This is a genomic window from Dietzia maris (genome assembly GCF_014144855.1).
GTDB classification, from domain to species: Bacteria; Actinomycetota; Actinomycetes; order Mycobacteriales; family Mycobacteriaceae; genus Dietzia; species Dietzia kunjamensis.
The window spans coordinates 1-11,551 of sequence record NZ_JAALDN010000336.1; the positions used below are offsets into that span (position 1 = coordinate 1).

The 11,551-nt window shown below is 69.4% G+C and carries 9 protein-coding genes and 1 tRNA gene; 3 read left to right on the plus strand and 7 right to left on the minus strand.

All coding sequences use genetic code 11. The annotated features are described in order from the left end of the window. Positions 1-513: Rho termination factor N-terminal domain-containing protein (locus G6024_RS16700; protein WP_235027874.1), on the minus strand; the 513-nt coding region annotated here is incomplete at its 3' end. A 433-nt stretch (positions 514-946) separates the two neighbouring features. Between G6024_RS16700 and G6024_RS11365 the strand changes: the two genes are divergently transcribed. Continuing rightward, positions 947-2,608 carry a long-chain-fatty-acid--CoA ligase gene (locus G6024_RS11365; protein WP_235027875.1) on the plus strand — a complete coding sequence of 554 codons (1,662 nt, stop codon included), beginning with the start codon at positions 947-949 and terminating at the stop codon, positions 2,606-2,608. A gap of 64 nt (positions 2,609-2,672) precedes the next feature. Here the strand turns inward: G6024_RS11365 and thrB are convergent, their stop codons facing one another. From thrB to argS, 5 genes are read right to left on the minus strand one after another with little or no spacing between them, the layout of a single operon-like run. Beyond that, a complete protein-coding gene (gene thrB / locus G6024_RS11370; RefSeq protein WP_132060922.1) occupies positions 2,673-3,635 on the minus strand; it encodes a homoserine kinase in 963 nt (320 codons plus the stop codon). After that, positions 3,632-4,714, minus strand: coding sequence for a threonine synthase (thrC, locus tag G6024_RS11375; RefSeq protein WP_069389615.1), 1,083 nt, complete (start codon positions 4,712-4,714; stop codon positions 3,632-3,634). Before thrC ends, thrB begins: the two co-directional genes overlap by 4 nt. Then, on the minus strand, positions 4,711-6,063 hold the full coding sequence (locus G6024_RS11380) for a homoserine dehydrogenase (RefSeq protein WP_067718363.1): 1,353 nt from the start codon (positions 6,061-6,063) through the stop codon (positions 4,711-4,713). Before G6024_RS11380 ends, thrC begins: the two co-directional genes overlap by 4 nt. After that, on the minus strand, positions 6,060-7,478 hold the full coding sequence (gene lysA, locus G6024_RS11385; protein WP_120283607.1) for a diaminopimelate decarboxylase: 1,419 nt from the start codon (positions 7,476-7,478) through the stop codon (positions 6,060-6,062). The genes G6024_RS11380 and lysA overlap by 4 nt, the downstream gene beginning before the upstream one ends. Then, a complete protein-coding gene (gene argS, locus G6024_RS11390) occupies positions 7,475-9,127 on the minus strand; it encodes an arginine--tRNA ligase (RefSeq protein ID WP_159148736.1) in 1,653 nt (550 codons plus the stop codon). Before argS ends, lysA begins: the two co-directional genes overlap by 4 nt. A gap of 193 nt (positions 9,128-9,320) precedes the next feature. Between argS and G6024_RS11395 the strand changes: the two genes are divergently transcribed. Further along, positions 9,321-9,393, plus strand: a tRNA-Arg gene (locus tag G6024_RS11395). A 347-nt stretch (positions 9,394-9,740) separates the two neighbouring features. Then, positions 9,741-10,541 (plus strand): GAF domain-containing protein, encoded by an 801-nt coding sequence (locus G6024_RS11400; RefSeq protein WP_159148737.1) that lies wholly within the window; start codon positions 9,741-9,743, stop codon positions 10,539-10,541. Positions 10,542-10,827: 286 nt separating this feature from the next. Here G6024_RS11400 and G6024_RS11405 read toward each other — a convergent pair whose 3' ends face one another. Beyond that, positions 10,828-11,019: a hypothetical protein gene (locus G6024_RS11405; RefSeq protein WP_159148738.1), complete on the minus strand. Its 192-nt coding sequence runs from the start codon at positions 11,017-11,019 to the stop codon at positions 10,828-10,830. Positions 11,020-11,551 lie beyond the last annotated feature (532 nt).

Consider the following 11,551-nt stretch of genomic DNA (forward strand, 5'->3'; position numbering starts at 1 on the left):
CTGCTGATCCCGGTTCTGCTGGTTGCGCCCCTGACGCTGCCCGCCACCGCGGTTGCCGTCCTCGCGACTGGAGCGGTCCCCCTGGCGACCGGAGTCGGAGTCATCCGACCCGCCCCGGGGGTTCTCCGCACCGCCCCCGGCCCTGTCGCCACGATCCCGTCGGCCGGACTCGGTCGGCGGGGCGGGCGCCCCGCTCCGTGCAGACGCCTCGTCTCGTGCAGACGCCTCATCGCGGTCCGGCGTCTTCTCCGGAGCCGACTCGGCCTTCGCCGCAGGCTCGTCGGCCACCGCGGGTTCGGTTTTCGGGGCGGGCGCGGTCTTCGGGGCGGGCTCACGGGCCGGCGCGGGCCTGCCACCCCGGGCGCCCTCGATCATCGCGACGAGGTCGCCCTTGCGCTTACCCGACAGGCCTTTGAGGCCCATCTGCTGGGCCAGCGACTTGAGGTCGTTGAGGCGCATCGCCGACAGCGAGGCACCCTGTGCTGGCGTGGAAGTGGTGTCCGTCGAGGTCACGGGGATCCTTTCTGGGCCCGGGGCCGGGGCGGTGTACGCCGCCTCGCATCGAGCAGGTGTCCGGGAAGCGGACTCGGCGTCCCGGGGTGGCCGCTGGGGCCTTCCGTGGCGGCAACGTGGCCGGACACGGATCTTTCGTCTGAGGGGGATCCTCGTGAGGGGAGAACCGCTCGATAGTGGGGATCCCTGTACGCCACTCGCCGATCGGCCTGTCCCACCGAGTCCGATCCACACCACACCGACCTGGTGCGGAGGGTGCTGCGAGGATTGACTCGGAATGCTGGGACGACCGGGCGCCCGTGGCTGGGTGCAAGCATACTACTCTGTGGCCGATCGCGCGCAGGTCCCCCTTCCGCGAGTCGCGACTGGCGGTCACCGCGTCGGATGCGGGCGGTAACGTACAGCACACGACAAGGGCCACACGACCTCGGAGGTGACCGTGCTCGGAACGATGCTGGACACGCCACTGCTCGTGTCCCGGATCCTCGAGCACGCGGCGGAACGACACGGTGGGTCCACTGTCACCGGATTCGTCGGCGACCTGGAACCCCGTCCGGTGCGATACGACGTGCTGGCCTCCCGCGCGGCCGCCACCGCGCACGCCCTCGCCGGGCTCGGGGTACGACCCGGCGATGTGGTGGGCATCCTGTCCGGCAGCCGCACCGAGGTCGTCGAGGCGATGTTCGCCCTCCCCGCGATGGGCGCGGTCGCCCTCCCGGTGAACGTCCTCCGATCAGTGGAGTTCATGGTCTCCGTCCTGAGCGACAACCGGGTCGGAGTCGTCCTCGTGGACCCCGAACTGCTCCCCGCGGTCCTCCCGGTGGCCGCACAGGTCGAGTCGCTGCGCCACCTCGTCGTCGTCGACAGTCGGATACCCACCGACTGCGGTGACATCGGCGCGGAGGTCCACGCCCTCGAGGCCCTCCTCGACGGCCAGCCCACCACCTACCCGTGGCCCGACCTCGACGAACGCTCCGCCGCCGCGATCGCCTACACCTCCGGCACCACGGGCGCCTCCAAGGGCGTGGCCTACACCCACAGGTCCATCTGGCTCCACTCGATGCAGATGTCCATGGCCGAGAGCGCCGCCCTGCGCAGTGGCGACACCGTCCTGACGACCGTCCCGATGTATCACGTCATGTCCTGGGGACTGCCGTACGCCGCCTTCATGACCGGCGCCGGCCTCATCACCGCCCGGCCCCGCCCGGGTCGGGTGATCAACACTGGGCACGACATGGCCGACCTCCTCCGCGAGTTCCGGCCGAACAAGATGGCCACCACGCCGGCGACCCTCCAACGACTCCTCCGGCGGCTGGAGACCCACCCGCAGCCGATCGGCCATCTCAGCGAGGTCCTCGTCGGCGGATCACCCGTCCCCGAGGCCCTGTTCGACGCGTTCGTCGAGCGTCACGGGGTCACGATCATGCAGGCCTACGGACTCACCGAGTCCAGCCCCATCGCGACGTTCGCGCGACCGGACCCCCACTCCTCCGCGACCCGGCGACGCGCACAGATGCTCGGTCAGGGACGGTTCCCCGCCGGAGTGAAGGCACGCATCGTGGACGGCGGCCGGGTCCAGCACAACAACGGGTGGTCCGTCGGCGAACTCCAGATCCGCGGCCCGTGGGTGACGGCCCGCTACCTCGGCGACGAGGCCTCCGATCGCTTCGTCGACGGATGGCTACGCACCGGGGACGTGGCCAGCATCTCCCCCAAGGGCTACCTCGACGTGGTGGACCGGGTCGACGACATCATCGCCTCCGGCGGTGAACTGATCTCGACGGTCGAACTCGAACACGCGGTCCTGCTCGACGACCGGGTCGCAGAGGTGGCCGTGGTCGGTGTCCCGGACGAACGCTGGGGCAACCGGCCGCTCGTCCTGGTCCAGCTCAAGACCGGGGCGACCGCGTCCGCCCGCGCCCTCTGGGAGGGTCTCGACGGCGTCGTGGAGAACTGGAAGCGCCCGGATCACTGGGCTTTCGTCGACCACATCCCGCAGACCACGGTCGGAAAGTTCGACAAGATCAGGATCCGGGCGCGCCACGCCGCGGGCGACTACGAGATCACGACGATCGCCCCGGAGGCGTCCGACTGAATCCCTCCGACGGGGTCTCGAAGGGACGCTCTACCGATCGGACGGGGCGTCGCCCGACCGGGTGTCAGTCTCCGGCCACGACCCGGGCACCGTCCGCGATCTGCAGGTCCAGCACCGTCCATCCCTGCGCCTCGGCATCGGCGCGCAGGTCGGTCGGCAACCCGTCGGTGCCCAACACCAGCACGGTCGGGCCGGCGCCGGAGACCGTCGCCGCGAGACCCCGCTCACGCAGTCTGGTGACCCACTCGGTGGTGCCGACCAGGGCCGGGGCCCGGTAGGACTGGTGGAGCCGATCCTCGGTCGCGGCCAGCAGGAACTCCGGATGGGCCGCGAGCGCGACCGACATCAGCGCGGCGCGGCTCGCGTTGAAGGCCGCGTCCTCGTGCGGGACGGTGGCCGGGAGCAGGCCGCGGGTCTGCGCGGTCGACGACGTCTCGGACGGCACCAGAACGGTGGCGACGATCGAGGGATCCACCTCCATGCGGACCGCACGGTAGTGCACGCCGGTCGCCGAGCGCTCCGTCCACGACACCACGACCCCGCCGAGGACACTGGCCGCCGCGTTGTCCGGGTGGCCCTCGAACTCGCTCGAGAGCTGGACCAGGTGGTCGTTCGTCAGCACCCCGCCCATCAGACCGTTCGCCGCGACCAGTCCGCCGACCGCGGCGGACGCCGACGACCCGAGACCGCGGGAGTGCGGGATCGCGTTCCGGCAGGAGATCCGTACGCCCGGCACACCCACGCCACCGGCACGCAGCGCGGCCTCGACGGCCTTGGCCACCAGGTGCGAGGCGTCCTCGGGAACCTGACCGGCGCCCTCCCCCGACACCTCCAGCTCGAGGCCGGAGTCGATCGTGGTCACCGTGATCGTGTCGTACAGACCCAGGGCCACCCCGAGCGCGTCGAAACCCGGCCCGAGGTTCGCGCTGGACGCCGGTACCTCGATCGTGACCGTGCGCCCGACCGGCAGGATGTGCCCACCCGAGCTGCCGAAGACCTCCGGGCCGGGACCGCTCACCTCGCTCACTGCAGGCCGAGGGCGCCGGCGACGGCCGACGGATCCACCGGGATGGCCTCGACCTCGGGCATCCCCAGTAGGGCGGTGTCGGGGTCCTTGAGTCCGTTGCCGGTCACGGTGCACACGATGGTCTGTCCCGCCTCCAGCTCACCGCCCGCGTGCGCGTCGAGCAACCCCGCCACCGAGGCCGCGGAGGCGGGCTCGACATAGACGGCATCCTTGCCGGCGACCATGCGGTACGCCTCGAGGATCTGCTCGTCGGTGCGCTTGCGGAACGTCCCCCCGGACTCGTCGCGGGCGGTCACCGCGCCGTCCCACGACGCCGGGGAGCCGATCCGGATGGCGGTGGCGATGGTCTCGGGGTTCTTGACCGGGGCGCCGTCGACCAGCGGTGCGGCGCCGGCGGCCTGCACACCCATCATCCGCGGGCGGGACGAGATGATCCCGTCGGCGTGGTACTCGGTGTAACCCTTCCAGTACGCGGTGATGTTGCCCGCGTTGCCGACGGGCAGGAAGTGCAGGTCGGGGGCGCGCCCGAGAACATCGACGATCTCGAACGCCGCCGTCTTCTGTCCCTCGATCCGGACCGGGTTGACCGAGTTGACCAACCCGATCTCGGCGTAGGTGGCGGTGGTCTTGCGGGCCAACTCCAGGCAGTCGTCGAAGTTGCCGTCGACCTGGATGATGGTGGCCCCGTGCATCACGGCCTGGGCGAGCTTGCCGGCGGCGATCTTGCCCTGCGGGATGAGCACGGCGCACTCCATCCCGGCACGGGTGGCATAGGCGGCCGCCGATGCGGACGTGTTGCCAGTCGACGCGCAGAGGACGGCCTTCTGGCCGCGAGCCTTGGCATCCGTCACCGCCATCGTCATGCCCCGGTCCTTGAAGGATCCGGTCGGGTTGAGGCCCTCGACCTTGAGGTACACCTCGCAACCCGTCACGGCGGACAGGTGGGTCGCGCGAATGAGCGGGGTCCCGCCCTCGTAGAGCGTCACCGGCTCCCAGTCGTCCCCGATCGGGAGTCGGTCGCGGTAGGCCTCGATGAGGCCGGGCCACCGGCTGTGCACGGGCTGGTGGGTGTTGCTCATTCGGTGTCCACTCCCTCGAGACGGATGACGCTGGTGATGGCCGTGACGGCGTCCTGATCCGACAGTGCTGCCACGGTGTCGGAGAGCGCGCGCTCCGACGCCCGGTGGGTCAGGACGGTGAGCTCCGCGGAGGGCTCGACATCGTCGAGCTCGGTCTCCGGCAGTTCGACCTCGGTCTGTCGCACCTGTGCGATGGAGACGCCGTGCCGCGAGAACTCGGCGGCGACGAGGGCGAGCACGCCCGGCTTGTCGGCGACCCGCATGCGCACGTGATAGCGCGTCGAGATCTCGTCCATGGAGGCGACCGGAAGAGCGGCGTACGTCGACTCCCCCGGGGCGCGACCCGCACCGACCTTGTTGCGGGCGGCGGCGACCATGTCGCCCAGGACCGCGGAGGCGGTCGGGGAACCTCCCGCACCCTGACCGTAGAACATGAGTCGACCGGCGGCCTCCGCCTCGACGACGACGGCGTTGAACGCCCCGTTCACCGTGGCGAGCGGGTGGGTGTTGGGCAGCAGCGCCGGGTACACGCGCGCCGACACGGCCTCGGACCCGTCCGACTGGGTGAGCTTCTCGCAGATGGCGAGCAGCTTGATGGTGCAGTCCATGTCGCGGGCCGACTCGAAGTCGTCCGGCGAGATCCGCGAGATGCCCTCGCGGTAGACATCCCCGGCGGTGACGCGGCTGTGGAACGCGATCGACGCGAGGATGGCGGCCTTGGCGGCCGCGTCATACCCCTCGACATCGGCCGTGGGGTCGGCCTCGGCGTACCCGAGACGGGAGGCCTCCGCGAGGGTCTCCGAGTAGTCGGCCCCGGTCGAACCCATCTCCGACAGGATGTAGTTGGTGGTGCCGTTGACGATCCCCAGCACGCGCTCCACCTGGTCGCCGGCCATCGATCGGCGCAGCGGGCCGATCACCGGGATAGCACCGGCCACGGCCGCCTCGAAGTACAGATCGGTGTGCGTGGAGTCGGCCACCGCCGCCAGTTCGTCCGTGTACTCCGCGAGCAGCGCCTTGTTGGCCGTCACCACGGCCTTGCCGTGGCGCAGCGCCTCGAGGAGGAGCGGACGCGGCACGTCGATGCCGCCCATGAGCTCGACGACGACGTCGACGTCGTCGCGCGCGACCAACGACGACGGGTCCGCGGTGAGCAGGTCCGGATCGAGCCCGCGATCCTTTGTGAGATCGCGCACCGCCACGCCGCGGAGGGCCAGGGGCGCGCCGATGCGGGCCGCTAGTGCGTCGGCGTTCTCGGTCATGTAGCGGATGACCTCGGATCCGACGGTGCCCATCCCGAGCACCGCCACCCCCACGGGTCGCACGCCTGACGCGCTTGCGTCGCTCACTGTCCCACCTCCAGGCTCGTCAGATCGTCCAGGGTCTCACGGCGCAGCACCAATCGTGCCCGCCCGTCGCGCACCGCCACCACGGCGGGTCGCCCGATCATGTTGTATCGGCTCGACATGGAGTAGCAGTATGCGCCCGTGGCCGCGACGGCCACCAGGTCACCGCCACCCACGTCCTCCGGCATCCACAGGTCGCGCACCACCACGTCGCCGCTTTCGCAGTGTTTGCCGACCAGCCTGGACACCACTGGCTCGGCGTCTGACGAGCGTCCCACCAGCCGGGCGTCGTAGACGGCGTCGTACAGGGCCGTGCGGATGTTGTCACTCATCCCGCCGTCGACACTGATGTAGCGCCGGTTCTCCCCGCCCGCGAGCTCGACGTCCTTGACCACGCCCACCTCGTACAGCGTGACCGTGCCCGGGCCGGCGATGGCACGACCGGGCTCGACGACCAGCGTCGGAGGGACGAGGCCGGCATCCCGGGCGAAACCCTCGACGATCTCCCGCAGGGACGCCGCCAACTGGGCCACCGGCGGCGGATCGTCCGATGAGACGTAGCTGATGCCGAGACCGCCGCCGAGATCGAGGTGGTCGAGCTGAGCTGTCCGCTCGGCGCCGAACTCGTCGACGATCTCGCGCAGCAGTCCGATCACCCGTCGCGCCGCGAGTTCGAACCCGTCGATGTCGAAGATCTGGGACCCGATGTGACTGTGCAGCCCGGTCAGCCGGATGTTCGGCGCGTCGAACACCGCGCGGACGGCCTGCATTGCCGCACCGCCCGCGAGCGAGAAGCCGAACTTCTGGTCCTCGTGGGCGGTCGCGATGAACTCGTGGGTGTGGGCCTCGACACCGACCGTGACCCGGATGAACACGTCCTGGACGACGCCCTCCTCACCGGCGATCCGGTCGAGCATCTCGATCTCCGACATCGCGTCGATCACGACGTGGGCGACGCCACTGCGGACGGCCAGGCGCAGCTCGTCCGCTGACTTGTTGTTTCCGTGGACGGTGATCCGTTCGGGCGGGAACCCGGCCCTCAGCGCGATCGCGAGCTCGCCGCCCGAGGCGACGTCCAGCCCCAGCCCCTCCTCGGCGACCCAGCGAGCAGTCTCCGTGGTCAGGAACGCCTTGGATGCGTAGTGCACGCGGTCCGCCCCGCCGAACGCTTCCGCCATCTCGCGGCACCGGGAGCGGAAATCGTCCTCGTCGATCACGAACAGTGGCGTACCGAACTCCGCGGCGAGCTCGCCCGCGGTGACACCCGCGAACTCCACCACTCCGTCGTCGCGCCGGTCGGCACCGCGTGGCCACACGGAGGGCGCCAGTGCCATGATGTCGTTCGCGTCGGCGGGCCGCTCACCGATTCCCGGCGCGTGCGGGACCTCGTGCCGGGCCCCGGCGGGGTGGGCGCTCACATCTTCTCCGGTGCGCTGACGCCGATCAGGCGGAGGCCGTTCGCGAGGGTCTGCCGGGTGGCCGTACTCAACGCGAACCGGGCGGCGTGCAGCGGGCCCGGCTCCTCGTCACCCATCGGCAGCACACGACAGGTGTCGTAGAAGCGGTGATACGCGGCGGCCAACTCCTCGAGGTAGCGGGCGATACGGTGGGGCTCGCGCAGGTCCGCGGCGCTGGCCACGACCCGGGGGAACTCACCGATGGTGCGGATGAGCGCACCCTCCCGGTCCTCGGTGAGCAGCGCCAGGTCCGCACCCTCGGGGGTGACCCCCAGATCGGCGGCGTTGCGCGCCAGGGAGCAGAGACGGGCGTGCGCGTACTGCACGTAGAAGACGGGGTTGTCGTTCGTCGCCGACGTCCACAGCGCCAGGTCGATGTCCATCGTCTGGTCGACCGAGGACCGGATCAGCGCGTACCGCGCGGCATCGACGCCGATGGCGTCGACGAGGTCGTCGAGCGTGATGACGGTTCCCGCCCGCTTGCTCATCTTGACCGGGGCGCCGTCCCTGACGAGGTTGACCATCTGACCGATGAGCACCTCGATCGTCGCCGGGTCATCGCCCAGGGCCGCTGCGGCGGCCTTGAGCCGGGCGATGTACCCGTGGTGGTCGGCTCCCAACATGTAGATGCACAGGTCGAAGCCGCGTTCGCGCTTGTCCAGGAAGTAGGCGATGTCACCGGCGATGTAGGCGGCGTCGCCGTCGGACTTGAGAACCACGCGGTCCTTGTCGTCACCGAACGCGGTGGACCGGAGCCACCAGGCGCCCTCGGACTCGTAGAGGTTCCCGTTGCCCTTGAGCGTCTCGATCGCGCGGTCCACCGCACCGGAGGTGAACATCGAGTTCTCGTGGGTGTAGACGTCGAAGACGGTTCCGAACTCGGCCAGCGAGTTCTTGATGTGGCTGAACATCAGGTCCACGCCCACCGCTCGGAACGTCTCGAGGGCGTCGGACTCCGGCTGCTCCAGCACGTCCGGGTGCTCGGCGACCACGTTCGACGCGATGTCCTGGATGTACGCCCCCGCGTAGCCGTCCTCGGGGGTCGCCTCGCCGCGGGCAGCCGCGGCCAGCGAACGACTGAAGCGGTCGATCTGCGCCCCGTGGTCGTTGAAGTAGTACTCACGGGTGACCGCCGCGCCGGAGGCCTCGAGCACACGACCGAGGGCGTCACCGACCGCCGCCCAGCGCGTACCGCCCAGGTGGATGGGTCCGGTGGGGTTCGCGGAGACGAACTCCAGGTTCACCCGGCGGCCGGCCATCGCGTCCCCGTTGCCGTACTCCTCGCCCGCGGAGAGGACGGTGGCGACGAGCGAGCCCTGGGCCCCGGAATCGAGACGGATGTTGAGGAACCCCGGTCCGGCGATCTCGGCCGAGGCCACACCCGGGTCGGCCACCAGCGCGGTCGCGAGATCCTGCGCCAGCTCGCGAGGGGCCGACCCCACCTTCTTGGCCAGTTGGAGAGCGATGTTCGTCGCGTAGTCCCCGTGCTCGGGGTTGCGCGGCCGCTCCACCGTCACCGACTCCGGAACGGCCGACGTGTCGGCCCCGCGGTCGGCGAGAACGGAGATGAGGGCGGCGCGGATGACGGCGGCGAGATCGGCGGGAGTCACGTCTTCCTATCCTAGGTGTCGGCACGTCGCGGGAGGAATCGGACGTCTGTCCGGGCGACCCGTCCGAGCCCCGACGGGCCCGATGCGGTCCTGCCCGACCGCCGGTGCTACGATCAGTCTCGCTGTTCGAGCGATCCCCGCCAGTGCGGGGTGTCCGCTGGATCGGCCTCCGGCCCGTGAGGGTCGGTATCCCGCCCTCGTAGCTCAGGGGATAGAGCGTTGGTTTCCGGTACCAAAGGTCAGGGGTTCGATTCCCTTCGGGGGCACGACACAAACCCTCTCCCACCTGCAAAGAAGCGGGACAGGGAGAGGGTTTCGTCGTATCCAGCGGACGCTGACCCCACGGATTCCACCCACGACCAGAGGATGGTGGTCGCCGAATGTCATGCCCTGGCCCCTTGCCGAGCTCTGGCGTCCTCTCTAGCGAGCGATCGCTCCTCGGATCCGGGCACGCGACAGCAGAGCAGGGACTGGGCCGATGCGCCAAGCGTGAGCGGCCCACCAGATGAGCGGTGCAACCGATGTAGCGCATGGGTCCGCACAACCTCGGGATGGCGATGAGCCGCAAATCCCGGAATCGATCGCGTCCGCAGTACACGATGCCCTCCAGTTCTTGACGCGACCCATATTGCCGTGGGCCATAGCAGGAGTAGCTGTCGTAGTCGCGCCCGTCTCGGCGTATGCCGCCACCGAGGCGGAAGGCTGGCACACGTGGGTCTGGCTCGTGATTGGCTCTATTGCCGCACTGGTGGCTTGGGGCGTCCCGCTGATGAGGCAGAACGTTCTGAACGATCAGCACAAACAAGCTTTGGCAGCCGCCAACAACCGGGCCAGGCTTGCAGAGGAGCAAGCACTCAAGGCCGAGGAGAGGGAAGTTGAGGCTCTGACGGAAGCGAGAATCGTCGTAAGCTACGCGATCTGGCCCGTGGTAACTGCCCTGGCGGAGCATGTTGCCTGCAATGCAAAACCGGACCGCGATAAGGCGCTACCAAAGGTCGTTAAGGCTGTGTGTGCTTCGGCCGCGCACCGACTTGGTGAGACGGATCGCACAAGGGCGTGCTTCTTCGAACTGGTGCAGAGCCCCGTTCGCGCCCTCAAGCCCGGTGACGGCTATGGCCGCACGGGGTCGTCTCGTTCGACTTTCACCGAGGGCACCGAAGCCGGCGACGCAGCTCTTGCCATGGTCGACGAGCTGGGAACGTACTTCTGCCACGATGTGGATTCCGACCCACCGAAAGGCTGGAATGGATCCGGTAAGGACTACAGGACCTTCATCTCAGTGACAGTGGCCGCGAACGACGTACCGTACGGAATGTTGACCCTCGACTCCCCTGACCCCGGGGACCTTACGGAGCAGGACCGGCGAATGCTAACGGTGCTTGCAGCGCTCCTCGGGGTCGCCCTCAGCCGCTAACGCCGCGCAGAACCGGCCGAAATGTCGTACCGCTGAGACATCATCTGCAAAGCTGGTCTCACGAGCACGGAGGTGTTATCGATGTCCGAGAACGTTTGGAAGATGGGCAAGGACAGGGAAGCAAGGCTGCTCGAAAACCCCGCCCGCTATTTTGCTGCGGCGCGAGAAACCGCTCGCCACGAAGCCCGCGCTGAAGTCGCTTCACGTCGCGCGAGGCAGGTGCCACCGAGGGCGTCGCGATCATGATTCGGTTTGGTCAAGTCGACCTCTTGGTCCGCTAGTCTCTTTAGTCCGGCGCGACCGGGGCGAGTGCGTTGAGGATCGCGTTGATGTCTGGGGCGTCGTGGAGGCCTTCGACATAGTGCCGTTCGGTGACCCCGGTGTCGGCGTGCCCGAGGAGTAGCGACGAGTCCCGGACGCCGGCCTCGCGCTCGACCATCGTGGCGACCGTCTTGCGGAGGACTTGCGTGTCACCCACGCGAACTCCTCTCCGCGGGCCGACCGCAGCTTCGTCCGCACGTTGTGGGGATCCAGCGGCGTCCCTGCCGAGGTGGAGAACACGAACCCCCATGCCGACGCCGCGGCCTCGACCCGGCGCCGCAGAAGCACCTCGACGACGAACGCGGGGGCAGCGACACGCCAGGACCCGTCGGCTGTCTTGGTCATCTCCTGCCGCCGCAGTCCCCCACCGACTGCCTTGCGGCCCGGCAACCTGACGACGGTCCCGGAGATCGACACCGTCGGCGGATCGGCAGCAAGGTCGACGTCCTCCCACCGCAGCGCAAGGACCACCACAGCGCAATGACCTCACCGATGCGCGCGCCGTTCCAAGCCTGCACGTCGAGGACGTCGGCGAGGAACCGCGACCGCTGTCGCCCACCTGCCGCCTTTCCGCCGGCGCGCCGTGCTTCGGGGGAGCCCTCGTCTTCCCAGAGCGCGACTAGTCGCCGCAGGGCCTGCCACTCCTCGATCGTGAGGCTCGGAGAAGATCTTCCACGCCCTGGACAAAG